The 24,632-nt window shown below is 72.1% G+C and carries 26 protein-coding genes and 2 pseudogenes; 23 read left to right on the plus strand and 5 right to left on the minus strand.

Going from position 1 to position 24,632, the window contains the following annotated elements; all coding sequences use genetic code 11:
* Positions 1-256: 256 nt before the first annotated feature.
* The 4 genes from ASC60_RS22915 (at position 257) to ASC60_RS22925 (ending at position 3,824) form a co-directional block, all read left to right on the plus strand.
* Positions 257-1,276 carry a glutathione S-transferase family protein gene (locus ASC60_RS22915; RefSeq protein WP_055553888.1) on the plus strand — a complete coding sequence of 340 codons (1,020 nt, stop codon included), beginning with the start codon at positions 257-259 and terminating at the stop codon, positions 1,274-1,276.
* Between the two features lie 22 nt (positions 1,277-1,298).
* Positions 1,299-1,445 (plus strand): hypothetical protein, encoded by a 147-nt coding sequence (locus tag ASC60_RS41745; RefSeq protein ID WP_159043301.1) that lies wholly within the window; start codon positions 1,299-1,301, stop codon positions 1,443-1,445.
* Between the two features lie 187 nt (positions 1,446-1,632).
* Complete coding sequence (locus tag ASC60_RS22920; RefSeq protein WP_234357085.1) at positions 1,633-2,352, plus strand: SDR family NAD(P)-dependent oxidoreductase; 720 nt, start codon at positions 1,633-1,635, stop codon at positions 2,350-2,352.
* Positions 2,353-2,522: 170 nt separating this feature from the next.
* Positions 2,523-3,824 (plus strand): MFS transporter, encoded by a 1,302-nt coding sequence (locus tag ASC60_RS22925; protein WP_055553892.1) that lies wholly within the window; start codon positions 2,523-2,525, stop codon positions 3,822-3,824.
* Between the two features lie 80 nt (positions 3,825-3,904).
* On the opposite strand, the gene ASC60_RS22930 is transcribed toward ASC60_RS22925, so the two are convergent.
* Together ASC60_RS22930 and ASC60_RS22935 are read right to left on the minus strand one after the other, a co-directional pair.
* Positions 3,905-4,657 carry an SDR family oxidoreductase gene (locus tag ASC60_RS22930; RefSeq protein ID WP_055553895.1) on the minus strand — a complete coding sequence of 251 codons (753 nt, stop codon included), beginning with the start codon at positions 4,655-4,657 and terminating at the stop codon, positions 3,905-3,907.
* 76 nt (positions 4,658-4,733) lie between these two features.
* Entirely contained in the window at positions 4,734-5,774 is a 1,041-nt protein-coding gene (locus ASC60_RS22935) for an NAD(P)-dependent alcohol dehydrogenase (protein ID WP_055553896.1), read from the minus strand.
* Between the two features lie 187 nt (positions 5,775-5,961).
* Here ASC60_RS22935 and ASC60_RS22940 point away from each other — a divergent pair, with 187 nt between their 5' ends.
* From ASC60_RS22940 to ASC60_RS43085, 18 genes and pseudogenes are all read left to right on the plus strand, one after another.
* Positions 5,962-7,101 (plus strand): acyl-CoA dehydrogenase family protein, encoded by a 1,140-nt coding sequence (locus tag ASC60_RS22940; protein ID WP_055553898.1) that lies wholly within the window; start codon positions 5,962-5,964, stop codon positions 7,099-7,101.
* 93 nt (positions 7,102-7,194) lie between these two features.
* Complete coding sequence (locus ASC60_RS22945) at positions 7,195-7,983, plus strand: enoyl-CoA hydratase/isomerase family protein (RefSeq protein WP_055553900.1); 789 nt, start codon at positions 7,195-7,197, stop codon at positions 7,981-7,983.
* Between the two features lie 5 nt (positions 7,984-7,988).
* Positions 7,989-8,369, plus strand: a complete 381-nt coding sequence (locus ASC60_RS22950) for a Zn-ribbon domain-containing OB-fold protein (protein WP_055554007.1) — start codon at positions 7,989-7,991, stop codon at positions 8,367-8,369.
* Entirely contained in the window at positions 8,366-9,511 is a 1,146-nt protein-coding gene (locus ASC60_RS22955; protein WP_055553902.1) for a thiolase family protein, read from the plus strand. Before ASC60_RS22950 ends, ASC60_RS22955 begins: the two co-directional genes overlap by 4 nt.
* Positions 9,512-9,553: 42 nt before the next feature.
* Positions 9,554-10,756 (plus strand): acyl-CoA dehydrogenase family protein, encoded by a 1,203-nt coding sequence (locus ASC60_RS22960; protein WP_055553904.1) that lies wholly within the window; start codon positions 9,554-9,556, stop codon positions 10,754-10,756.
* Positions 10,753-11,727, plus strand: a complete 975-nt coding sequence (locus ASC60_RS22965) for a phosphotransferase family protein (protein WP_055553906.1) — start codon at positions 10,753-10,755, stop codon at positions 11,725-11,727. The genes ASC60_RS22960 and ASC60_RS22965 overlap by 4 nt, the downstream gene beginning before the upstream one ends.
* Positions 11,728-11,752: 25 nt before the next feature.
* Entirely contained in the window at positions 11,753-12,985 is a 1,233-nt protein-coding gene (locus ASC60_RS22970; RefSeq protein WP_055553908.1) for an acyl-CoA dehydrogenase family protein, read from the plus strand.
* On the plus strand, positions 12,982-13,758 hold the full coding sequence (locus tag ASC60_RS22975) for an SDR family oxidoreductase (RefSeq protein WP_055553910.1): 777 nt from the start codon (positions 12,982-12,984) through the stop codon (positions 13,756-13,758). The genes ASC60_RS22970 and ASC60_RS22975 overlap by 4 nt, the downstream gene beginning before the upstream one ends.
* Positions 13,755-14,534: an SDR family NAD(P)-dependent oxidoreductase gene (locus ASC60_RS22980; protein ID WP_055553912.1), complete on the plus strand. Its 780-nt coding sequence runs from the start codon at positions 13,755-13,757 to the stop codon at positions 14,532-14,534. Before ASC60_RS22975 ends, ASC60_RS22980 begins: the two co-directional genes overlap by 4 nt.
* On the plus strand, positions 14,531-15,322 hold the full coding sequence (locus ASC60_RS22985) for an enoyl-CoA hydratase/isomerase family protein (RefSeq protein ID WP_234357086.1): 792 nt from the start codon (positions 14,531-14,533) through the stop codon (positions 15,320-15,322). Before ASC60_RS22980 ends, ASC60_RS22985 begins: the two co-directional genes overlap by 4 nt.
* Positions 15,323-15,345: 23 nt before the next feature.
* The gene (locus tag ASC60_RS22990; protein WP_055553916.1) at positions 15,346-16,494 is read left to right on the plus strand and encodes an acetyl-CoA C-acetyltransferase; all 1,149 of its coding nucleotides are present in this window, start codon (positions 15,346-15,348) and stop codon (positions 16,492-16,494) included.
* Between the two features lie 111 nt (positions 16,495-16,605).
* Entirely contained in the window at positions 16,606-17,226 is a 621-nt protein-coding gene (locus tag ASC60_RS22995; RefSeq protein WP_055553917.1) for a TetR/AcrR family transcriptional regulator, read from the plus strand.
* Between the two features lie 243 nt (positions 17,227-17,469).
* Entirely contained in the window at positions 17,470-17,826 is a 357-nt protein-coding gene (locus ASC60_RS23000; protein ID WP_055553919.1) for a nuclear transport factor 2 family protein, read from the plus strand.
* Positions 17,823-18,200 carry a hypothetical protein gene (locus tag ASC60_RS23005; protein ID WP_055553921.1) on the plus strand — a complete coding sequence of 126 codons (378 nt, stop codon included), beginning with the start codon at positions 17,823-17,825 and terminating at the stop codon, positions 18,198-18,200. The genes ASC60_RS23000 and ASC60_RS23005 overlap by 4 nt, the downstream gene beginning before the upstream one ends.
* A 43-nt stretch (positions 18,201-18,243) precedes the next feature.
* Positions 18,244-18,564: an EthD family reductase gene (locus ASC60_RS23010; RefSeq protein WP_055553923.1), complete on the plus strand. Its 321-nt coding sequence runs from the start codon at positions 18,244-18,246 to the stop codon at positions 18,562-18,564.
* Positions 18,565-18,614: 50 nt separating this feature from the next.
* Complete coding sequence (locus tag ASC60_RS23015; protein WP_055553925.1) at positions 18,615-20,132, plus strand: class I adenylate-forming enzyme family protein; 1,518 nt, start codon at positions 18,615-18,617, stop codon at positions 20,130-20,132.
* 81 nt (positions 20,133-20,213) lie between these two features.
* The gene (locus tag ASC60_RS23020) at positions 20,214-21,254 is read left to right on the plus strand and encodes an MBL fold metallo-hydrolase (protein WP_055553927.1); all 1,041 of its coding nucleotides are present in this window, start codon (positions 20,214-20,216) and stop codon (positions 21,252-21,254) included.
* 67 nt (positions 21,255-21,321) lie between these two features.
* Positions 21,322-21,504: pseudogene (locus tag ASC60_RS43085) on the plus strand (serine/threonine protein kinase); the annotation flags it as partial.
* A 351-nt stretch (positions 21,505-21,855) separates the two neighbouring features.
* On the opposite strand, the pseudogene ASC60_RS39535 reads toward ASC60_RS43085, so the two are convergent.
* Together ASC60_RS39535 and ASC60_RS23030 are read right to left on the minus strand one after the other, a co-directional pair.
* Positions 21,856-22,068 (minus strand): annotated as a pseudogene (locus ASC60_RS39535) (serine/threonine protein kinase); the annotation flags it as partial.
* Positions 22,069-22,233: 165 nt separating this feature from the next.
* Positions 22,234-23,328, minus strand: coding sequence for a non-reducing end alpha-L-arabinofuranosidase family hydrolase (locus tag ASC60_RS23030; RefSeq protein ID WP_055553930.1), 1,095 nt, complete (start codon positions 23,326-23,328; stop codon positions 22,234-22,236).
* A gap of 445 nt (positions 23,329-23,773) precedes the next feature.
* Between ASC60_RS23030 and ASC60_RS23035 the strand changes: the two genes are divergently transcribed.
* Entirely contained in the window at positions 23,774-24,292 is a 519-nt protein-coding gene (locus tag ASC60_RS23035) for a hypothetical protein (protein WP_055553932.1), read from the plus strand.
* 13 nt (positions 24,293-24,305) lie between these two features.
* Here ASC60_RS23035 and ASC60_RS23040 read toward each other — a convergent pair.
* A partial coding sequence (locus ASC60_RS23040; RefSeq protein WP_199831026.1) for a bacterial transcriptional activator domain-containing protein occupies positions 24,306-24,632 on the minus strand: 327 nt, incomplete at its 5' end.

Here is a 24,632-nt window from a genome sequence, read left to right on the forward strand (position 1 = left end):
ACAAGCGCCGCCTCTTTGGTGATTTTGTGCTCAGATCGCGAAGTGGTGTCCACGCGTTCTCCACCTGCGGCATAATGCGGATTTTCTTTGGCCCGGCCCGGCCGGGCTGCCGCGCGGCGCCTCGTCCTTCCCGCCGAAGTGTCCTGGATCGTGCTGTGTCGCATGTCTCGCCGGTTTGGAGCAGGGTAGGAGGTGAGCCGAGTCGTACACATGTCGGGCGGACACAGCCACGCCGCACGCTTCGGGAGGTACCGAATTGAGCACCGGTGGACCGGAGACACCCCGGGAAAAGAAGGAATTCACCCGATCCGGGCCGCACTTTTCCGACCGCATCACGGCCGACAGCCGGGACGGCTGGCCGGTCGAGGCCGGGCGCTACCGGCTGGTCGTCAGCCGGGCCTGCCCCTGGGCCAGCCGGGCACTGGTCTCGCGGCGGCTGCTCGGCCTGGAATCGGCCCTTTCACTGGCGGTCGCGGACCCCATCCAGGACGAGCGGAGCTGGCGTTTCACCCTGGACGCAGGGGAGCGGGACCCGGTGCTGGGCATCGCGTTCCTCAGCGAGGCGTACGACGCCCGTGAGAAGGAGTACCCCGGTGGTGTGAGCGTGCCCGCGATCGTCGACATCCCCAGCGGGAAGCTGGTCACCAACGACTTCCACACCCTCACCCTCGACCTCGCCACCCAGTGGACCGCCCTGCACCGGCAGGGGGCGCCGGACCTGTACCCGCGGGAGCATCGCGAGGAGATCGACGAGGTGATGGAGGCGGTCTTCCTCGACGTGAACAACGGCGTCTACCGGGCCGGTTTCGCCAACCACCAGGAAACGTACGACGACGCCTTCCGGCGTCTCTTCGCCCGGCTGGACTGGCTGTCGGAGCGTCTGGCCACGCGGCGGTACCTGGTCGGCGAGACCATCACCGAGGCCGACATCCGGCTGTTCACCACGCTGGTGCGCTTCGACGCGGTCTATCACGGCCACTTCAAGTGCAACCGCAACAAGCTGAGCGAGGACCGGGTGCTGTGGGGGTACGTACGCGACCTCTTCCAGACGCCCGGATTCGGCGACACGGTGGACTTCGACCACATCAAGCGGCACTACTACCAGGTGCACACCGAGGTGAACCCCAAGCGCCTCGTCCCCCTGGGCCCCGATCTCTCCGGCTGGTCGACCCCGCACGGGCGGGAGGAACTGGGCGGGCGCCCCTTCGGCGACGGCACCCCGCCCGGTCCGGTGCCGCCCGGTGAGGCGATCCCGGAGGTCGGCCGCGCCCACTGAACTGAAGGGGCTTCCACAGCGGGTGGCGGACATCAGGGCCGACGGTGTCCGACCCGGCGGCGAGGAGTCCTGGCGGCGGCTCCCCGTTCTCCGCCAGGACCCGGGCCCGGTCGTCGATGCGCACGCCGTGGAAGGGAAGGTGATGGCCGGCGCCGTCTCGATGACGTAGTACGGCGGTTCGTCCAGCGACAGCGGGTCCAGCTCCCGGCCGGGTGCCATGGTGAGCCCCGCTGCCGCGCGCCCGTTGAACCGCCGGACGCCGTCGCGGACGGAAGTCGCCCCGGTACCCCCGCTCCTCGGGCAGGGGTGTGCCGGTCGGCACGAGGTGGCCGTGGAAGCCCGCGTCCGCGTGGCCGGTGGCCCGCCGGCTGGCCGCCGAGGGGGCCCGGGCCGTGGTCCTGGCCGATGTCGACGGCGCGAGCGCGGCGGCCGTCGCGACGGACGTGCCGGCCGGCAGGGCGGTCGCGGTCGATGTGGCGGACGCCGCAGCGGTCGACCGCGCCGTCGAGGAGGTGCTGCGGCGGCACGGCGGGCTCGACCTGGTGGTGCACGCGGCGGGGGTCGACGATCCGTGGGCCAAGCAGCGCATCGCGGACGCCGTCGCGGAGGGCCGCGTACCCGAGGTGACCGACGCGCTCGGCGATGGGGTCTGGCGGCGCGTCATGCGGATCAACCTCGACGGCACCTTCCATGTGCTGCGCGCCTCGGTGCGGGCCATGCGGCCGGCGAAGGCGGGCGCCATCGTCGTGATCGGCTCGTCGTCGGCCTTCGACACCCCGGTCGGCTACCCCCACTACGCCGCGTCCAAGGCGGGGGTGCACGCCCTGTGCCAGGCCGTGGCCAAGGAGGTCATCCCCTCCGGCATCCGGGTGAACGTGGTCGCGCCGGGACCGACCGAGACGGGCATGGCCGCGCGCACGCCGGAGGTGCCGCGTACGGGGTTCGCCGATCCGCGGGTGCGCCCGTACGCGACCCCCGAGGAGATCGCCGACATCGCCCTGTTCCTGGCCGGCGACGCCGCGGTGAACCTGGTCGGCGCGGTGCTGCTCGCCAACGGCGGCCGGTTCACCGCCTGAGACCTGCACCCTGAATCCAGTTCAGGTCACTGCTCGCCGCTCCCGCCGTCACCTCCCGGATCCATCCGAGAAATCCGCTCCCGAGGCTAGCTGTACTGAGTTCAGTTCTGTAGCGTCCCGGGCGTCGGCAAGGAACGGGATTCGTTTCCGTTCGGAAGGAGAGCCGGATCATGAGCACCACTGAGCAGCCCGCCCCGCCGGGGGCGGAGTCAGCGTCCTACGCCCCCCGCACGGTGCGCCGTGCGATGCTCGCCGGAAGCATCGGCACCCTCATCGAATACTACGATTTCAGCGTTTACGGATATCTCGCCGTGGTGATCGCCCCGCAGTTCTTCCCGGGCGACGATCCGGCGGCCTCGGTGCTGGCGGCGCTCGCGGTGCTGGCCACGGGCCTGGTGGTGCGGCCGCTGGGCGGTATCTTCTTCGGACGCCTCGGCGACCGGTGGGGCCGCCGCAAGGCCCTGGTTTCCTCCGTGCTGTGCATGGGGGTGGCCAGCAGCGTCACGGGATTGCTGCCGACCTACGACCAGATCGGTGTGCTCGCCGCGGTGCTGCTGTTCATCACCCGGCTGATGCAGGGCATCTCCTCGGGCGGCGAGTCGGTCGGCGCCTACACCTACATCTACGAGTCGGCGCCACCACGGCGCAGGGCGTTCCTCGGTGCCGTCACACCCATCGGGTCCAACCTCGGCTTCATGTTCGCGGCCGCCACGGCCGGGGCGATCTCCGCGCTCACCACCACCGACCAGATGGCCGCCTGGGGGTGGCGGCTGCCGTTCCTGATGGCCGTCCCCCTCACCCTGGTCTGCCTGTGGGCCCGGCTGCGGATCGAGGACACCCCGGAATTCGAGGAGGCGGCGCGGCGCGCCGACATCCCCACCGCGCCGGTCCGTGAGGTGCTGTCCACCCACCGCACCGCGCTGCTGCAGTCCATCGGCCTGGCCATGGCCCAGGGCGGCGCCATCTTCGTCGGGCTGACGTACATCGGCATCTACCTGACCTCGAACCTGGGCTACGACCCCACGCTGGTGTTCTGGATGACCGCCGGGGTCGTGCTCATCACCGTGCTGCTCATGGTGCCGGCCGGGTGGCTCGCCGCCCGGTTCGGCTGCCGTCGCGTCCTGCTGGCCGGGCTGCTGGGCTTCCTGGTGATGGCCTACCCCGCAATGATGCTCATGGGGCGGCACAGCCTGGCCATGGCGGGCCTGGCCTATCTGCTGTTCATGCTGAGCAGCGCGTTCGTGCAGGTCCCGGCGGCCAGCCTGTGGCCGCGTCTGTTCGAACGCCGGGTCCGGTACACCGGTATGGCGATCGGGTACAACATCGGTACCGTCCTGGCGGGCGGTACGGCTCCCTACATCGCGGCCTTCCTGGTCCAGCGGACGGGGAACCTGCTCTCCCCGGCGTTCTTCGTGATGGCGGTCTGCCTGGTCGGGCTCGCCGCCCTCTTCACCGTCCGCAAGGACGTTTAAGGTCCTGCCCGGCGGATCTTCGCGGACCTGCGAAGGTCCGCCGCACAGGACCTACAGGCGTGGGCGGCGGCGGTCACCGGTCAGGCTTCGTCCGCCGTGCGGGCGTGGCCGACATGGCCGATGGTCTGGCCGCCGTCGACGGGGAACTCCCCGCCCGTGGTGTAGGAGGCGTCGTCACTGGCGAGGAAGAGCACCATGCGGCTGACCTCGTCGGGCTCGCCGATGCGGGGCACGGGCTGCTGGGTGAACAGCTCGGGTGAGGCGCTCTCGCCCATGGGCGTCCGGATGACGCCCGGGTGGACGGAGTTGATGCGTACCCCCGAGCCCGCCATGTCCAGCGCGGCGGCCTTGGTCATCCCCCGCACCCCCCACTTGCTCGCCACATAGCCGATGCCGTCGGCGAACCCCATGAGGCCGGCGGCCGAGGAGATGTTCACGACCGCCCCGCGGCCACGGGCGCGCATGCCGGGCAGGACGGTGTGCATGCCGAGGAAGGCGCCCACCAGATTGACGTCGAGGATCCGGCGGAAGTGCTCGGGCGACTGCTCCTCCACGCCGCCGAAGTGAATGATCCCGGCGTTGTTGACCAGGATGTCCACGGGGCCGAGGGTGTCCTCGACCGCGCGGACCACGGATCGCCACCCCGCCTCGTCGGTGATGTCGAGGTGGCAGTACCGCGCGTGGGGGAGTTCGCCTGCCAGGGCCTCTCCCTCCTCGTCCAGCAGGTCACAGACGGCGACCCGGGCCCCTTCCGCGGCCAGCCCGCGGACATGTGCTGCGCCCATGCCCCGGGCCCCGCCGGTGACGATCGCGACCTTTCCGCCGAAGCGCATACGGGCTCCCCTTCCGTGTCCGTTCCGCATCCATGAATTCCCCGAGCAAGAGTGATCGGGCGGCCTGTGGGCGTGATCAGTCGGGCACCAGCACGGCCCGGCCCCGCACCTGGCCCCGCCGGAGCCGGTCGATCGCCTCCGGCGCGGCGGACAGCGGGAACCGCTCCGTCTCGACCGGCAGTGCTCCCGAACCCGCCAGCGCGACCACTTCGGCGAGCTGGGGGCGGGGGCCCCAGAAGGGCAGCGAGAGCCTGAACCCGGGCGGCTGGGTGCCCGGCTTGGAGACCGTCAGACCGCCGCCTCCGCTGCCGACGAGCGCGAGTTCACCACCGGGCCGCAGGATGCCGGTGGCCAGTTCCAGCGTCTCCGCGGTGCCGACGAAGTCGAGCACCGCATCCGCTCCCGCGCCGCCGCCGCGCGCCCTGAGCACCCGGGCGGTGTCCGCCCGCATCAGGGTGCCGAAGTCCGCGCCGGAACGGTCCGCGAGGGCCAGGGCTTCCTCCCGGACGTCGACCGCCAGCACCCGGCTCGCCGTGGTCGCGCGGAGGATCCGCACCGCCAGGTGGCCGAGCCCGCCGATGCCGATGACGACGGTGGTGCTGCCCTCCCCGAGCGTGTGCCGAAGCCCGGCCACGGCGTGGTACGAGGTCAGACCGGCGTCGGAGAGCGGGGCCGCCTGTTCGGCCGTCAGATCGCCGGCCGGCACCAGATGGCGGGCGGAGGGGACGAGCGTGTACCCGGCCATTCCACCGTCCCGGCCCAGGCCGGCGCCGTGCCAGTGGAGAGTGCCACGCCGGTCGCAGTAGTTGTCCCAGCCCACGGCGCACCGGCCACAGGTGCCGCACCCCCACGGCCCGTAGAGCACCACGCGCTCGCCCACCCGCACGCCTTCGGCGTCCGGTCCCAGGGCCGCGACCAGCCCGGCGACCTCATGGCCGAGCGTGAACGGCAGCCGGTAGGGGAGCGCCCCCGCGGCCGCGTCGATGACGTGCAGATCGGAGTGGCACAGCCCGGTGGCCTCGACTCGCAGCAGGACTTCCGCGCCGTGGGGCACGGGCTGCTCGACGTCGATCAATGCCGGGGGGTCGCCCCACGCGGTCAGCCGCAGTGCCCTCATCGTCACCGTCCCAGGTCTTGTCGGGCCGCGGCCGCCACGGTAACAGAGGTGAAGTAAGTTCAATAGTCGATGCGAGGGTATGGCCGGTCCGTGCGGGGTCTTGCCGGGGTGAGGCTCCCTGTCTACGGTCATGAATTGAGTTCAATTCTCGAATGTGATCCCGTCGTACGAACACGGTGGAGCCCCCATGAACCCTCGCCACCCCGAGATCGCCCCCCAGCTCCTGTCCGAAACGGACGAACAGCGGCAGCTGCGTACCGTCCTGCGGGACCTCTGCGCCGAGGCGAGCGGTCCGGAGGAGGTCCGTGAACATCTGGCCGCACCGCGCGGATACGACGAAGCCCTCTGGGCCCGGCTCGCGGGCGAGATCGGTGTCCACGGGCTGGCCGTCCCGGAGGAGTACGGCGGGTCGGGCTTCACGTTCGCCGAGCTGGCCGTCGTCCTGGAGGAAACCGGACGGGCCCTGTGCTGTGCGCCGCTGCTGTCCACGGTGGTCCTGGCCGCGCACGCCCTGCTGTACAGCGGCGACCGCGCGGCATGCGAGCGCTATCTGCCCCCGATCGCCGACGGCACGCTCACCGCGACCGTGGCCGGGTTCGGTGACGACGCGCCCGCGGTCACCGCCGAGCGGGGGAGCGCCGGATGGGTGCTGCGCGGGCGGGCGGATTTCGTGCTCGACGGCGCCGGCGCGGATCTGCTCCTGGTGCGGGCCGGAACCCCCGGCGGACCCCGGCTGTTCGCCTGTGAACCGGCCCCCGGCACCTGCCGGCGCACGCCACGCCGCGTCCTGGACGAGACGCGCCGCCAGGCGCTGCTGGAGTTCCGGGGCGCGCCCGCCACCTCCGTGGGCACGGCGGAGGGCGCCGAGGCCACGGTCGCGGCGACCCTGGACGCCGGACGGGCCGCGCTCGCGGCCGAACAGGTCGGCGGCAGCGCCCACGCGCTGGACGTCACGGTCGAATTCGCCGCCCAGCGCCACCAGTTCGGACGGCCCATCGGCTCCTTCCAGGCCGTCAAGCACCGGCTGGCCGATGTGCTGGTCGCGCTGGAGGCGGCGCGCTCGGCATCCGCGTACGCCACGGCCTGCGCCGCCGTCGCCCCGCCGCAGCTGCCGGTGGCCGCGTGTGCCGCCGCCGTGGTCTGCTCCGAGACCTTCCGCCTGGCCACGGCCGAGTACGTCCAGTTGCACGGCGGCATCGGCTTCACCTGGGAGCACCCGGCCCATCTGTATGTGCGCCGCGCCCGCGGTGGCGAGGCGCTGTTCGGTACGGCGGACCGGCATCGGACCCGGCTCGCCGCACTGGTTCTTGAATCCCGTTCGAGTTGATCGACGTCTGCTCGTCCCGATCAAGGGGTTGACAGGGCGGCTCCCTGCTCCCAGAGTTGTAGTGAATTCAGTTCAGTTTAGAGGGGTGAGGGTATGACCGTGGAAGACGAGATCCAGTTCGAGCGTGACGGCCACGTCGCCCGGGTGTGGCTCAACCGCCCGTGGAAGAAGAACTGCGTCACCGTGCCGATCCTGGACCGGCTCGACGAGATCATCACCGAGGTCGACGAGGACCCCGAGCTGCGGGTCCTGGTGGTCCGCGGCCGTGGCGGCACCTTCTGCTCGGGCTTCGACCTGGACAGCCTGAAGGCCGAGTACGTCGGCAAGTCCAACGCGATCGACGTGGCGGTGAAGTCCGCGAAGGTGTGCGATCGCCTCTACTCGATGAAGACCCCCTCGGTCGCGGTCCTGGAGGGCCACGTCACCGCCGGCGGCTTCGAGATCATGATCTCCTGCGACTTCGCCATCGCCGCGGACGACGCCAAGATCGGGGACTTCCACATCCGCCGCGCGCTGTTCGGCGGCGCGGGCCCGATCTACCGGGTGCCGCGCATGATCGGCATCCGCAAGACCAAGGAGCTGATGCTCACCGGCAAGCTCCTGTCCGGCGTCGAGGCCGCCGAGTTCGGGCTCATCAACAAGTCCGCGCCGGCCGATGAACTGGACGCGACGGTCGAGGACTTCATCGGGGACCTCACCGACAAGAGCCCCTTCACCATGTGGCTCACGAAGATGACGATCGACCGCAGCCTGGACGCCGACACCCAGTCGCTGATGGTGATGGAGCATCTCGCCGTGGGCGTGGCGCTCAACTCCGAGGACGCCAACGAGGGCGTGTCGGCGTTCCTGGAGAAGCGTGACCCCAAGTGGCAGGGGCGCTGATCCGGATGGCCGCCCCACCGCGGAGTCCGGACGCCGGGCTCCAGGGCTCGCGCTGCTCCGGCTGCGCGGTGACGGTCTATCCCGCGGAGGACGCGTGCCCGCGCTGCGGGGGCTCCGCCGACCCGGCGGCCCTCCAGGGCACGGGCACGCTGTGGACCTGGACGGTGCAGCGGTACGCCCCCAAGTCGCCGCCCTACCAGGCCCCGCCCGGGGGCTTCGCGCCGTTCGCGCTCGGCTACGTCGAACTGGCGGAGGGCGTGCGGGTGGCCGCCGTCCTCGACGTCGACGACCTCGACGCCCTCCACATCGGCATGCCCCTCACCCTGACCGCGGACCCCGGGGTCCCGCGGGCCAGGCCCATCACCCCCGGCGAGGAGGGATCATGAGCACCGACGTCCTGGTCTGCGGCGCCGGGCGCACCCCCTTCGGCCGGTCCGAGGCGACCGGCCGGCAACTGGCCGTGGGCGCGGTGAACGCCGCGCTGGCGGACGCCGGAATCCCGTGGTCGCGCGTGCGGGCCGCGTTCGGCGGCAGCGACAGCGCGGGCCTCGCCGACACCCTGGTGGCCCAACTCGGCCTGACCGGGCTGCCGTTCATCAATGTCAAGAACGGCTGCGCCACCGGCGGCAGCGCGCTGATCTCCGCCGTGAACGCGATCCGCTCCGGCATGGCGGATGTCGTCCTGGCCGTCGGTTTCGACAAGCATCCGCGCGGCGCCTTCGACCCAAGACCCGAGGACTGGGGCCTGGGAGCGGAATACGGCAGCGACGGGCTGATGGTGACCACCCAGTTCTTCGGCATGAAGATCCAGCGCTATATGCACGACCACGGGATCACCCCGAGGACCCTCGCGCTGGTCGCCGAGAAGGCGTACCGCAACGGTGCCCTGACCCCCGGGGCATGGCGCCGCAAGCCGGTGTCCGCCGAGGAGATCCTCGGCTCCGGCATGGTCAGCGACCCCCTCACCCGCTACATGTTCTGCTCCCCCGGAGCGGGCGCGGCCGCGCTGGTGCTGTGCTCCCCCAAGGCCGCCCGCACCATGGACGGCTCGCCGGTCACCCTGCGCTCGGCGGCGGTGCGCACCCGGCGCTTCGGCTCGTTCGAAGTGTTCAGCCCGTGGATCCCCGCGGGCGAGCTGACCAGTGTCAGCCGCGACGCCTCGGCCACCGCCTTCGAGGAGGCCGGGCTCGGCCCCCGCGACGTCGATGTCTGCCAGCTCCAGGACACCGAGAGCGGCGCTGAGGTCATGCACATCGCCGAGTGCGGATTCTGCGCGGACGGCGAGCAGGAGCGGCTGATCGCCTCCGGTGCCACCGGCATCGGCGGGGCGCTGCCGGTCAACACCGACGGCGGCTGCATCGCCAACGGCGAACCCATCGGAGCCTCGGGACTGCGCCAGGTCTACGAAATCGTCCAGCAACTGCGCGGACGAGCCGGAGAACGCCAGGTCCCGGGCCCTCCCCGGGTCGGCTTCACCCATGTGTACGGAGCCCCCGGCGTCAGCGCCTGCACGGTGCTGTCCCGCTGAACGCCCCGCCGATCGGAGGTGGAGAAGGAAGTGGCAGAAGAGATGAGCGGCATCCCGGAACACGAGGAGTTCCGCACTGGGGCCCGGCAGTGGCTCCGCACGGTCGCCCGGCCCCGCGCCGCCGACGGGGAGTGGGGCAGCGGCTCCGACTCCGTCGCCGTGTTCGAGAACTGGACCGAGGAGCAGGAGCGCGAGCACACCGCCCGCGTCCAGGAGTGGGAGCGCATCCGCTACGACCAGGGGTGGTCCGCGCTCACCTGGGAGGAGTCGTACGGGGGCCGGGGCCTGCCCGCGTACTACGAGCAGCTCTACCGCGCCGAGGAAGCGGCCTTCGACGTGCCCCAGCGCCCCGAGATCTTCCCGGTGACGCAGGCGCTCGTCGCCCCCGCGATCGCCATCTGGGGCACCGAGGAGCAGAAGCGGCGCTGGCTGCGGCCCATGCTGCGCACCGACGAACTGGCCTGCCAGCTGTTCTCGGAGACCGAGGCCGGATCCGACCTCGCCGCGGTGCGCACCAGGGCGGTGCGCGACGGCGATGATTGGGTGCTGACCGGGCACAAGGTGTGGACCTCCGGAGCCCGTGTCGCCACCTGGGGCGTCGCGGTGTGCCGCACCGATCCGGACGTGCGTAAACACGCCGGCATCACCGTCTTCCTGGTGCGCATGGACGCGCCCGGCGTCACGGTGCGGCCCATCCGGCAGATGACGGGTGGCTCCAGCTTCAACGAGGTCTACCTCGACGGGGTGACCGTGCCCGACACCGACCGGCTCGGTCCGGTCGGCGAGGGCTGGCGGGTCACGCTCAGCGTGCTGGCCGCCGAGCGGCTCGACTCCGGCAGCCTCGGCCTCGACAACGCCGACCGGGCGCTGGACCTCGCCGCGCACCTGCCCCGCCCCCTCACCGGCGGCGAACAGCAGCGGGCCGCCGACCTCCACATCCGCACCCTCGTCCAGCGGCTCATCGGACTGCGGGTGACCGCCGCCCTCGTCGCCGGACGCGAACCCGGCGCGGAGGCCTCCGTCGGCAAGCTGTACGCCACCGAGACCATGCGCCGCACCAGCGACCTGGTGTCCGAGCTGCTGGGGCCGAGCCTGGTGGCGGACACGGGGGAGTGGGGCACGTACGCCTGGACGGAACATCTGCTCGGCGCCCCCGGCTACAGCATCGCGGGCGGCACCGACGAGATCCAGCGCACCATCCTCGCCGAACGCGTCCTCGGCCTGCCCAAGGAGCCCGCCCGATGAGCACCGCCACGAAGGGGCCCGAGCTGGCCGCCCGGGTCCGCGACCGGCTCGCCCGCCACCACCCGGGCGCGGCGATCGGCGAGCTGGCCGTACTGCCGGGCGGCCACTCGGGGCTGACCTACTCGGTCACCGCGGGGGAGGCCCGGTACGTCGTCAAGGCGGTGCCGCCCGGGCAGCGGCCCGTCGGACGCAACGACGTCCTGCGCCAGGCCCGGGTGCTGGGCGCGCTGGCCGGGTCCACGGTGCCGGTGCCGGGCGTCGTGGCGGTCGACGACACCGAACCCGCCTGGTTCGCCATGGACTTCGCACTCGGAGAGGCCATCGAGCCGGTCCTCGACGAGCACCGGATGCCCGCCGCGACCGCCCGCGCCCGGATGCTGGAGATCGCCTCCGTCCTGCGGCGGCTGCACACCACCGATGTGCACACACCCGGGCTCGACGCGCCCGAACCGCTCGACGCCGCCGGCGAGCTGGAACGATGGAGCCGCACCCTGCGTGCCGTTCCCATCGAACTGCGGCCCGGCGGGGAGGAGTTGCTGGCACGCCTCGCCGATGGCGTACCACGCGGCCTCCCGCCGGTGCTGCTGCACGGGGACTTCCGGCTCGGCAATGTGCTGTGCGTGGACGAACGCGCCGTGGCCGTCGTGGACTGGGAGATCTGGAGCGTCGGTGACCCGCGGATCGACCTCGGCTGGTTCCTGCTCTTCGCCGACCACCGCAACTTCCCCCGGCTGGGGCACCCGGTGCCCGGCCTGCCCGGTGAGACCGACCTCCTGGACACCTACCGCGACGGCCGGCCCGCCCTGCCCGCGATGGACTGGTTCCGGGCGCTCGGCCGCATGAAGATGGCCGCGATCATGGGCCACAACCTGCGCCGCCACCGCGAGGGCAAGCACCACGACCCGGACCAGGAGCGCCTGCCGCCCACCATCGCCGCGATGATCCGCACCGCACGCGACATCCTCGGCTGATCCGGCCCACCGAACAGGAGCCATCGTGGATTTCGGATTCTCGCCCCGTGCGAGTGAACTCTCGGACCGCATGCGGTCCTTCATGGAGGAGCACGTCTTCCCCGCGGAAGCGGTGTACGACCGGCAGATCGCCGAAGCGGACGACCCGCACGCGCTGCCGCCGGTCATGGCCGAGCTGAAGGAGAAGGCCCGCGCCGAGGGCCTGTGGAACCTCTTCATGGCACACGGCGACTGGGGCGCGGGCCTGAGCAACCTCGACTACGCGCCACTCGCCGAGCTGGCCGGCCGCTCCATCATCGGCCCCGAGGTGTTCAACTGTTCGGCGCCCGACACCGGCAACATGGAACTCCTCGCCCTCTACGGCACCCCCGAGCAGCAGGACCGCTGGCTGCGCCCGCTGCTCGACGCCGAGATCCGCTCGTGCTTCGCCATGACCGAGCCGGAAGTGGCCAGCTCCGACGCACGCAACATCCGCACCCGCATCACCCGCGACGGCGACCATTACGTCGTCAACGGCCGCAAGTGGTACACCTCCGGGATCCTCGACCCCGACTGCGAGCTGATCATCCTGATGGGCAAGACGGATCCGCGGGCGCCCACCTACCGGCAGCAGAGCATGCTGCTCGTCCCCCGGGACACCCCGGGCGTCACCGTCCTGCGCGACCTGCCGATGTTCGGCTACACCGACCGGCTCGGACACGGCGATGTGCTCTTCGAGGACGTCCGTGTACCGGTGGCGAACATCCTCGGCGGCGAGGGCGAGGGCTTCGCGCTCGCTCAGGGACGGCTCGGACCTGGGCGGATGCACTACGCGATGCGCGCCGTGGGGTTCGCCGAGCGCGCCCTGCAGCTGATGTGCGAGCGCGTCACCGTACGCATCGCCTTCGGTGGGCCCCTCGCCGACCGGGGCGTGGTCCGGGAGTGGATCGCCCGCAGCCGCATCGACATCGAGCAGGTGCGCCTCCTGGTCCTCAAATCGGCCTGGCTCATGGACACCGTCGGCAACGCCGCCGCCCGCATGGAGGTCGCCGCCATCAAGGTCGCGGCGCTGGAGGTGGCCCACAAGGTGGTCGACCGCGCGGTGCAGGCACACGGCGCCGCGGGCGTCAGCGACGACACCGTACTGGCCCGGCTGTACGCCATCACCCGGGCGCTGCGCATCGCCGACGGCCCCGACGAGGTACATCTGCGCACCGTGGCCCGCCAGGAACTCGCGCCATACAAGAAGAAGACCGACCGGACGACGGGGGCGGCATGAGCGACAACAGGCTCGACGGCAAGGTGGCCGTCATCACCGGCGGATCCCGTGGCATCGGCCTCGGCATCGCCACCGCCTACCGGGCGGCCGGAGCACATGTGGTGATCGCGGCCCGCAAAGCGGCCGGACTCGCCGGGGCCCGTGAGGAACTGCAGCGCGTGAAGGGCGACGGCGACATCCACACCGTGGTCGCCAACGCCGGTGAACCCGAGCAGGCGGAAGCCTGCGTCGAGGAGACCATCTCCCGCTTCGGCCGCCTCGACGTCCTCGTCAACAACGCGGCCACCAACCCGTACCACGGCGATCTGCTCGACCTGGACCTGCCGCGCGCGGAGAAGACCGTCCGCGTCAACCAGTACGGCATGATCGCCTGGACCCGGTACGCCTGGCGGGCCTGGATGGCCGAGCGCGGGGGAGCGGTGGTCAACATCTCCTCCGTCGGCGGGCTCGTCGTCGATCCGCACATCGGCTACTACAACGCCACCAAGGCCGCCATGCTGCACATGACCCGGCAGCTCGCCTACGAACTCGGGCCGCGCGCCCGCGTCAACGCCATCGCCCCCGGACTGATCAAGACCGAGCTGGCGCGGGCGGTGTGGGAGGTCCGTGAGCCGATCCTCACCGCCAAACTGCCGTTGCGGCGCCTCGGCACGGTGGAGGACGTGGCCCACGCGGCCCTGTTCCTGGCCTCCGACGCCTCCTCCTGGATGACCGGCCAGACCCTGGTGCTCGACGGCGGGGCGACCGCCCTGCCGATCGGGGTGGACGGATGAACGCGCCCCGACCCGCGGCGGAGCTGTTCTCCCTCCGGGGCAGGACTGCCCTGGTCACCGGCGCCTCCGCCGGGCTCGGCGCACGCTTCGCCGCCGTCCTCGCACAAGCGGGCGCCACCGTGTTCGCCGCCGCCCGGCGCCTGGACCGGCTGAAGGAACTCGCCGACTCCGATCCGCGCATCCACCCCGTCGCCTGTGACGTCTCACAGGAGGCGGACCGTACGCGGCTGGTCGACACCGCGCGTGCCGCCACCGGCCGCGTCGACATCCTGGTCAACAATGCCGCCGCCTCCGGCGAGACCCGCGCCGAGGACGAATCCCCGGACGCCTTCGCCGAAGTCCTCGGCGTCAACCTCACCGCGCCCTTCCACCTGGCACGTCTCGTGGCCGAGGCCCCCACCGAGGACGGCGCGCCCGGCCGGAGCGTCATCAACATCTCCTCCATCCTCGGCCTGGTGACCGCCGCCCCGCTCGGCGGCGCGAGCTACTCGGCGTCCAAGGCCGGACTGATCGGGCTGACCCGTGAACTGGCCGGACAGTGGGGCCCGGGCGGAACCCGCGTCAACGCGCTCGCCCCCGGCTGGTTCCGCACCGAGATGACCGCGGACCTCTTCGCCGACGAGCGCTCCAGCCGCTGGGTCGAGCGCAACACCCTGCTGCGGCGCGGCGGCGAGGGCCAGGAACTCGACGGCGCGCTGCTGTTCCTCGCCTCGGACGCCTCCTCGTACTGCACCGGGCAGATCCTGACCGTCGACGGCGGATGGACCGCGCGATGACCGTCGCCATCGCCATCGACGACGGTCTGGCCCACCTCACCCTGCGCCGCGGCGAGGCGGGCAACGCCATCGGCCTGGACATGGCACGCGGACTGCGGGACGCGGCACGCATCTGCGCGGCGGAGGGCGTACGGGCCGTGCTGCTGACCGGAGAGGGGAAGTCCTTCTGCGTCGGGGGCGACCTCAGGGAGTTCTCCCGGCTCTCCGGCGCGGCACTGGAGGAACACCTCACCGCGGTGACCGACGCGCTCCACGAGGCGCTGCGCACGTTCGCGGCGGGCGACGCGCCCGTGGTGGCCGCCGTCCAGGGCGCCGTCGCGGGCGCGGGCCTCGGCCTGGCCGCGTCCGCCGATGTGACCCTCGCCGCCGACACCGCCTCCTTCACCGCCGCCTACACCGGCATCGGCTATACACCCGACGCCGGGGTCAGCTGGTTCCTGCCCCGCCTCATCGGCCCCAAGCGCGCCCTCGACCTGCTGCTGACCAACCGCCGCGTCGCCGCGGCCGAAGCCGCGGACATCGGGCTGGTGACCGGTGTCGTCGCCCCCGCCGAGCTGGCCACGGAGGCGGCGCGCACGGCCGAGGCGCTGCGCCGCGGACCCACCGCCGCCTTCGGCGCCACCCGCCGTCTCGTCGCCGACGGTCTGACCGCCGACCTCGGCCCGCACCTGGACCGGGAGGCCCGCGCGATCGCCGCCGCGGCCGCCTCCGGCACCGGCCGGGAGGGCGTCGCCGCCTTCCTGGGCAAGCGGGCACCCGACTTCACCCGCGCCGCCCCCAGCACCTGAGCCCTCAACCCATGGAGCCCGCCATGTCCGAAGCGTTCATCGTCGGAGCCGTCCGCACCCCCGTCGGCCGCCGCAAGGGCGCGCTCAGCGGGGTGCACCCCGCCGACCTCGGCGCTCATGTGCTGCGCGCCCTGCTGGAACGCACCGGCGCCGACCCGGGCGCCGTCGACGACGTGTACTTCGGGTGCGTCGGCCAGATCGGTGCCCAGACCGGCAACGTCGCCCGCACCGCCTGGCTGTCCGCGGGGCTGCCGCAGCACGTGCCCGGCACCACCATCGACCGTCAGTGCGGTTCCTCCCAGCAGGCCGTGCACTTCGCGGCTCAGGCGGTCGGCTCCGGCGCCGCCGACCTGGTGGTCGCCGGCGGAGTGGAGGTGATGAGCCTGGTGCCCATCGCCAGCCCCATGTACGTCGGGGAGCAGGCCGGCCTGGGCAGCCCGTACGCGGGGAACGGCTGGCGCGAACGCTTCGGCGACCAGGAGGTCTCACAGTTCCGCGGGGCCGAACTGATCGCCGAGAAGTGGGGCATCTCCCGCACGGACATGGAGGAGTACGCGCTCACCAGCCACCAGCGGGCCGTCGCCGCCCAGGCCGGCGGCGTCTTCGACGACGAGATCACCCCGGCCTTCGGCCTCACCACCGACGAGGGCCCGCGTGCCGACACCACCCTTGCGAAGATGGCGGGGCTCCAGCCACTCGCCGAGGACGGTCGCCTGACCGCCGCCGTTTCCAGCCAGATCTCCGACGGCGCCGCCGCCCTGCTGATCGCCTCGCAGGACGCGGTGCGCCGCCACGGTCTGACCCCGCTCGCCCGCGTGCACACCATGGCCGTCGTCGGCTCCGATCCGATCCACATGCTGACCGGCCCGATCCCCGCCACCGAGAAGGTTCTGGACCGGGCCGGACTGCCGCTCGGCGCGATCGATCTGGTCGAGATCAACGAGGCCTTCGCCTCCGTCGTCCTGGCCTGGCGGAAGGAGACCGGCGCCGCCCCGGATCGGGTCAACGCCTTCGGCGGTGCGATCGCGCTCGGCCATCCGCTCGGCGCCACCGGGGCCCGGCTCATGACGACGCTCGTCCACCAGCTGCGCAGGACCGGGGGGCGCTACGGCCTGCAGACGATGTGCGAGGGCGGCGGCATGGCGAACGCGACCGTGCTGGAGCGCCTTTGACGCACACCGGGCCCAGGCGGGCCGGATCAGCCCGCGCCGATTGGCAACTGAGTTCAGCTTGGGGCTACTCTCGGGTACCGACGAGGTGGACGGCGGCCAGGAGACGGGGTCATGGCGACAAGGGTTGAACCGGAAGCGGGACCGAGGTCCAAGCGCGCCGCCATTCTGGCGGCCGCCGTCGGCTGCTTCGGCGAGACGGGCTTCGAGGCCACCAAGTGGTCCACCGTGGCCGAGCGGGTCGGCATCGGGCAGACGGCCCTGTACCACTACTTCGAGTCCAAGACCCACTGTCTGCTCACCATCATGAGGCTGGAGCTCCAGCGGTCCCACGACAAGTTCACGGAGGCGACCGAGGGCGTCACGGACCCGGTCGAGGCCCTCCGGGCGGCCGTACGAGCGGCGTACGAGGTCTCCGACCACGAGGTTCTGCAGATGCGCATCCTGCACAACCACATGGACCTGCTCTCCGGCCCGCGCAAGTCCAAGCGCGAGGAGGCCGAGCGCGTCGAGGCCCGGCAGCTGGTCCAGCTCGTCGAGCGGGACTGGACGAACCTGCTGGTGCGGGGCATGTCCCAGGGCGTGTTCCCGCTTCGGGACGCACAGCTGCTGGGCGCGGGCGTGCTCGGCCTGATCGTCAGTGTCTGGCGCTGGTACCGGCCCTCGGGCCCCACTCCGCTGTCGGAGATCAGCGAGCTGATCGAGGGTGCCTGCGTGCGGATGGTCGCCATGTGACGCGCTGAGCGACCCTGCGGCTCCCGCCCCCGGTGGACCTCCGCCGGGGGCTTCGCCATGCCCGCCGCCGGTGCTCGCCGCCGGCGGCCGCCGCCCGTGCCGTGTCCGCGCCGAAGGCGCAGGATGGTCTCGCACGGACTCTTGTCAGCCGTGTTTCGGCGGGCTTACGATTCAAACTGAATTGAACTTGACTCAATTTGATCAGACCCCTCGATGAGCGCCCGCCGACTGAAAGGGCCCCTCATGGTGTTGCGCGCGTATCTGGCCGGTATGGACAGCAGGCATCCGGAACGGACGCTCGACCTGCTGGAATCCGATTTCCGGTTCCTCATCGCCCTGCCGGGGAAGGAGATCACCGGCACATCCAAGGAAGACTTCGCCGCGTACATCGCCGGCCGCAACCCCGTGGACCGGACCCATGAAGTCCTGCGCCACAGCCGGGACGGCGACCTGGAGACCGTGTACGGAGTGGTGACCGAGGGCGGCCGGTACACCGGCTCCTTCCACTCGGGCGCGGTGATCACACCGGGCGGACTCATAGCCCGTTACCAGGCCTTTTTCACCACCTCCTTCCAGCTGATCGACTGGGGCCGGGCATGACGGACACCCCGGACGAGGCACCCTTCCTCACCGCGTGGTTCGCCATCCTCGACGGGGACGAACCCGCCAGGATCCTGGACCTGATCAGCGACGACTTCTCGCTGTCCATCCTGTTCTCCACCGGCGGCGGCGACGCCACCGACTTCGCGGGGGGCCGCGCCGCCCTGATCGGCTACCTCGAACAGCGCGAGAAGGGCACCCGCACCCACCACCGGCTGGCCGCCACCACGCTCGGCCGGGACGAGTTCTTCCTGGGCGAGGTGCGGCGCGCGGGCGTCCCCGAGGCGAGCTTCGTCGCCGCCGGGCGGGTGAACCGCGACGGGCGGCTGCAGCGCCTGCTGATCGGGCGCTCGTCCGAGATCCGCTTCACCTGACCGAAGTCCGTCCGACCCACCGACCCCGTGCGGAGGACCCGTTATGTACAACCTCGTCCTGCTGGCATCCCGGCCCCCGGAGTGGACACACGAGCGGTTCATCACGTGGTGGCGCGGCGACCACGCCGAGCTGACCCGCCGCCTGCCCGGACTGCGCAGCTGGCGGCACACCGAGATCGACGCCGCCCTGGAGCCGCGCTCCGAGGGCTGGGACGGCATCTCCGTCCTCGGCTTCGACTCCCCCGAGGACCTGAAGGCGGCGCTCGCGAGCCCCGAGTGGGCCGCCGCCGTCGCCCAGGTGGGCGACATGAAGGGCCGCCGCATCGCGGTCATGGGGCACGAGGCGGAGATGTTCGCCGCCTGAGCGATCCGGCCCGACCAGACGGAGTTCGGCACAGCGCGACGAGGGACACAATGCGACAGGTAGTGCGGGAGTTCCAACGGCAGGCCGCCGAGGCCGACTTCACCGCCGTCATCGACGACACCGGCAGCCATACGGCCCGGCAGCTCCTGGAGGAGGCCACCCGGCTGGCCGGAGCACTCTCGGCGGGCACGGCCGACGGAGCCGTCGGCACCGTCATGATCCAGGCGGACAACTCATGGCGCACGGTCGCCGCCACCCTCGCCGCGGGCCTCAGCGGCGGGGACGGCGGGGTCATCGCGCTGGTCAACCGGCACACCACCCGGGCCGAATTCGCCACCGCCTGGGAGGACATCCGCCCGGACGCCGTCGTCGCCGAACCCTCGGCGATCGACGAATGGGCGGTGCCCGAACGGCTGCCGGGCCCGGCGCGCACCGTGCTCGACGGCTGGACGTGCCTGGCCACGCCGCACCAGCGCGAGGTGTCCCGGTGGTCGGGCGGCGTCCTGATCGGCCTGACCTCCGGATCGACCGGGCGGCCCAAAGGCGTCGTACAGTCCGAAGCGGCCCTGCGCTACGCCGCCACGACCACCATCGACGTCAACGGCCTGTCGCCGGGCGACGCCGTCGCCGCGATCGTGCCGCTGTCGTCGACGGCCGCGTACTGCTTCGGCGTCTACCTCGCCCTTCTGCTGCGCGGGCCGCTCGTCCTGACGGGGAAGTGGGACAGGGCCCTGGCGCTGCGGCGGATGGCCGACACCGGTGTCCGCTGGACCATGTGCGTACCGACCATGGCGTTGCAGATGGGCGACGAGGCGGCCGGCTCCGGCATCCTCCGGGGCGTCCGGTCGATCACTGTCGGCGGCGGGCCCATGGACCGCGCGGCCCTGGCCCGGGCCGAACGGTCCCTGGGCACCCGGATCCTGCGGGTCTTCGGCATGTCCGAATGCCTCGGCCACACCTCGCCGAGCCCCGAGGACCCCGAGGAGATCCGGCTCGGCAGGGACGGCCGCCCCTTCCCGGGCACGGACGTGCGCGCGGTCACCCCCGACGGTCAGGTGGCGGGCCCCGGCGTGACCGGCCGGGCGCAGGTGCGCGGCCCCTCCCTCTTCCTCGGCTACGCCGGAGACGGCCGGGCCGTCCCCCCGGCGCTGACGGAGGACGGCTATCTGCCCACCGGCGATCTGCTGATCGTCCACGAGGACGGCACCCTCACCATCATGGGCCGCGAGAAGGACATCATCATCCGGGGCGGCCGCAACATCGACATCACCGAGATCGAGCGCGCGGTCGCCGGACACCCGCGGGTGGCCCGGGCGTGTGTGGTGCCGGTCCCCGACGACATCCTCGGCGAACGCGTGGCGCTGCTCGTCGTCACCACGGACGACCGGCCCCTCGACCTGGCCGAGGTGACCGGCCACCTGGACAACATCGGACTGTCCAAGACCAAGTGGCCCGAATACGTGTACGGTACCGACGAGTTGCCCCAGACGAAGGTCGGCAAGCTCGACCGGGGCGGCGCCCGGGACCTGGCCGCCAGAATGCGTGCCCGCGAGGCCGACCGGCCCTGACGAGACCACGTACGCACGCGTGAGCGCGTGCCACCTGGGCAGGCCATCCGGCGTGATCCAGGCAGTACACCGAGGAGGACCATGACAGCGCGGTTCGACCAGGGCCCGTGGGCGGCGGCCGGCGTCCAGACCGTACAGCCCGGGGTGCACCGCGTACCCCTGCCGCTGCCCAACGACGGCCTGCACGCCGTGAACGTCTACCTCCTGGAGGACCTGGACGACGACGGCGGCCTCGTCATGATCGACGGAGGCTGGGCGATCCCCGAGGCGCGCAAGACGCTCGAGGAGGCGCTGGCCGCCATCGACCGCGACCCCGGCGACATCAGCCACATCCTGGTCACCCACATCCACCGCGACCACTACACCCACGCCGTGGAGCTGCGCCGGCTGCTGGGCTCACGCGTCTACCTCGGCGCGGGGGAGCGCCCGGGGCTGGAGATGCTCGACCGGCTGCGCAGCGACCAGCCCGTCGGCTCGCTGCGCACCCTGCGCGCGGCGGGGGCCGGGGAACTCGCCGACCGCATCGAGGGGATGGACCATGGCGGCTACGACCCGAGCGTGTGGGAGGCCCCCGACCGCTGGCTCGGCGCCGAAACCCTCCGCTTCGGCGACCGCGAGCTGCGCGTCGTCCCCACCCCCGGGCACACCAAGGGCCATGTGGTCTTCCTGGACGAGCGGCGCGGCCTGCTGTTCTCCGGGGACCACGTCCTGCCGCACATCACCCCCTCCATCGGCTTCGAACTGGCCGAACCGGGCGGCCGTCCGCTCGCCGACTACCTCGACTCGCTGCGGCTGATGACCCGCTACGCCGACGCCCGACTGCTGCCCGCGCACGGTCCGGTCACCGACAGCGCCCACAGCCGGGTCGCCGAACTGCTCGGCCACCACGACGACCGGCTGGCCGGGAGCCTGACCGCGCTGGGCGAGGACACGCTCGACGCCCACGCGGTGGCGCGGCGGCTCACCTGGACGCGCCGGGCCGTGCCGTTCGGGAGCCTGAACGCCTTCAACCAGATGCTCGCGGTCAATGAGACCGCCGCGCACCTGGATGTCCTCGTGCTCCGCGAGAAGGTGGCGGTGGCGTTCGCCGACGGCGTGAACCAGTACACGCGCGTGCGGTGATGGCCCCTGCTCAGTGGGTGCGCAGGCCTTCCTTCACCGTGTCGAAGACGGGACGGTAGGGGACGTGTACCAGCGACTGCGCCTGGACCGCACCACCTTCCGGGGACAGTCGGCGGCGATCTGGGAGTGCACGTTCGCCGGCGGAGTGCGCACGTTCCGCGCCATCGACCTCGGCTTCGGACGGGAGGGCGACAAGGAGTACGACGTCTACCTCTCGGCGCCCGACGAGAAGTGGGACACCAGATGGTAGCCATGGGGCACGGGCGGGGGAGTGGCGGCGGGGGCCTTCGCCTTCCCGCCGCCGGTGCTGCCCGCCGCCGTCCGGCCACAGATGCAAGGCGCCGGCCACCGCCACGGTTGCGAGCGCCGCGACCGTGGCGCTCCCCATGACACGACGCCGCTTACGACGGCTGCCGCCGGTCGGCCCGGGCGCGGCCCCGGTCCCGGACGGCGGCGGGGTGGAGGCCGCGGGGTTGCTCGCGGCCGCGTCCGGGGCGTCCTGCCGCGTCTCCGCGGGCTCCTCCGCCGCCACGGCCCGCAGCCGCCGCTCCGTCTCCTCCGCCGACGGCCGCTCGCCGGGCTCCCTGGCCAGCAGCGCCTCGATCGGGGCGGCGCTGCGCGCCTCGCGGCGGGCGCGCTCGTACAGCGTGGAGACCTCGTCGTCGGAGAGGTGGTGCGGGGCGTGCAGCCGCTTGAGCGCCACCTGGCGGCCCAGCACATCGTCCTCGGCCCGCCACACCGTGCTCATGCCGCCGCTGCCGATCCGCTGGGTCAGCCGGTACCGCCCCGCGACCAGCCGCCCCTTGTCCGACACCGCATCCCTTTTCGTTCTTCCCCGCCCGTGCCCGATGTGCCCGGCACGATAACCGGCGCGAGGCGCACGCCCTCCACGGGCCCTCCCCGCGTGGCGGGCGCTGTCCTCGCACATGGCGATGACGACTCGGGCGGACGGAAGGGTTCCGCCTCCGCGGATGATGCCTCAGCAGGTGGTGTTGGTCTGGGTCAGCAGTCCCAGGCGCCAGGGGAGCTGGGAGTAGTCGCCGCTCGCCGAGGGGTTCATGCCCTGGTAGAGGAATTGGAGACGGCAGGGGTTGATGGTCATGGTCTGGTCGTTACCGGTCCGGATGAGTTCGCCGTGGCTGATGTCGCGCGTCCAGGCGCCCGCGGGGAAGGTGACGTTGTTGCTGCGGGCGAAGGGGTTGGACTCGGTGGCGGCCAGCGGCTGCCACTGGCCGGTGAGGCCCTGGGCGGTGAAGGAGCGGTAGTAGCGCCTGCCGTCGCTGCCGATGGCCTCCATCATCAGCAGATAGGTTCCGGTCCCCTGCACCCGGTAGACCGCCCCACCCTCGAACAGGGCGAACGTGGAGTCCTGGAAGACGAGTTGGGTGTTGCGGAAGCCGCCCGGGAACTCCCCGACGCTGGTCTCCGAGCGGAACACATGGCCGTTGTCATCCGCTGAGAAGAGATAGCACATGGCGCTGTCGCAGATGACCCAGTAGTCCAGCGTGCCCGAGCCCGCCGCGTTGTCGAAGGTCCTGGGCGCCGACCAGCTCCGCGGGTCGCCGGGGTCGGTGCTGGTGGAGTAGGACGGCGGACCGGTCTGGTACACGAGGTACCACAGGCGCTTGGGCGCGAAGTAGAGGACCTGGGGCGCCGCCGCGTACCGGTTGCCGATGTTGGGGTTGGTGTCCAGATACGTCAGCGGCGCCGAACCCGCCTGCGACCAGTCGGTGAAGCTGGTGTAGGCCATGCTCCAGGCGCCCTGGGTGTTGGCGGTCGTCATGAAGACATGCCACTTGCCGCCCGCCTGCACCACGGTCGGGTCCTTGACCGAGACGACGGGATGGGCGGCGTCGGGTTGGGGCGCGATCAGCGGACCGCTGGAGGACCACTGGAAGCTGCCCGGCAACTGCGCGGAGGATGTTTCGCCTGCCCGGGCGTTGGTGGCAACGTCGTGCGGGGCCAGCGCGGAGGACGGCTCGGCGGGGATGGCGAACAGCGACATCGCCAGACCCAGCAGGAGCACCGCGGCCGCGCGAAGGGCGCGCGGGCGGTGGTGTCGTCCTGGAAGCATGAGGGGCTCCAAGGGGCGTCGGGGCCCGCCGCACGAACACCGGGAGCGCCCCTGACGGATCCGGAACGGCGGCGCGTGGGGAGGGCCTTACCGGAACGGATGGTGCGGGTGCGTGTGCTGTCGTGCCCGGTTCGCGTACGGCTCGGTGTGCGGCACACCAACCGGTCCGATCCCGTCCCGTTCGTGATGTCGAACGCCGGTCGGGCTCTCGGATGACATGGATGATAGGGGGCTCACGAAGCGCGTCAATACCTCGCGCATCACCGGCGCCCGGAACCGCGCGCCGGTGGAATGCGCTCTGTCGGGGTGGGGCCCGGCCGGGCAGGCTGGCTCCGCCGGGCCTGTGGAGACCGGCCGGGGACGGACGAAGGGGCGTGGGGCGCGTGAGAGGGCAAGCCGTCGAGGACGTGCGCGGAGCCGGTGCCGCCGGCGGGAACGGACGCTGATGGCGGGCGGAGAGCGGGGCGGCCTGTGGGGCCGGCTGGTGGACGCGTTACGCGGGCACGAGCGCGGACGCTCCCCGGAGGAGGGGGAGGTCTGGACGTACAGCCCGCCCGGTGCCCCGGCCGGTTACCGGCAACTACGGGTGTGCCGGGTGCCGGACGGGGACGACTTCGCCCGGCTCACCTGGCAGGTGTGCGACGAGTGCCGGAGGGGCCTGGTGCGGAAGATCCGGGTCGACGACCGATGGCAGCGCCGGGGTTACGGGAGCCGCATGATGACGCGGGCCCTGCGCGACTGCGCGACGTACTCCTGGACGACCACCAAGCAGTCGGAGTTCGGCGAGAGCTTCTTCACGGCGCTCGCGGCCGCCACCGGCATCGAGTTCAGCCCCGAGTCCCGGGCCTGCGACCATATGCGGGCCGCGCGGGGCGCCGCCCGCGGTGAGTTCAGGAGGGAGCCCCCGCAACCGTACGACAGCCCTGGTGAGCCCCGTTGGACTCACCAGGACGGGCTGGGCTGAGCCGTCGGCCGGGCTACCGTCCGCCCGCTCCTTCGACCAGCACATCGCTCGCCGGGCGCCGGACGACGAGGCGCCGGGGCTTCCGGGGCGCCGCTCCCTCGGCATCGGACGGATGAGGCGGATGAGACGGATGAGAGGGGACCAGGTCTCTCAGTGCCTGGGAGGGCTCGAGCCCCAGCTCCTCGTGCAGCACCCGGCGGCACTGCTCGAACTGCCGCAGCGCCGCGCCTCGGTTGCCGGCGGCGAGATGCGCGGTGATCAGCACGCGATGCGCGCTCTCTCGCAGGGGTTCCGAGCGGACCGCTGCGAGCCCGGACGCGACGGCCTCACCGTGGCGGCC

It is taken from the genome of Streptomyces sp. NBRC 110028, from assembly GCF_001417735.1.
In the GTDB taxonomy this organism is placed as follows: domain Bacteria; phylum Actinomycetota; class Actinomycetes; order Streptomycetales; family Streptomycetaceae; genus Streptomyces.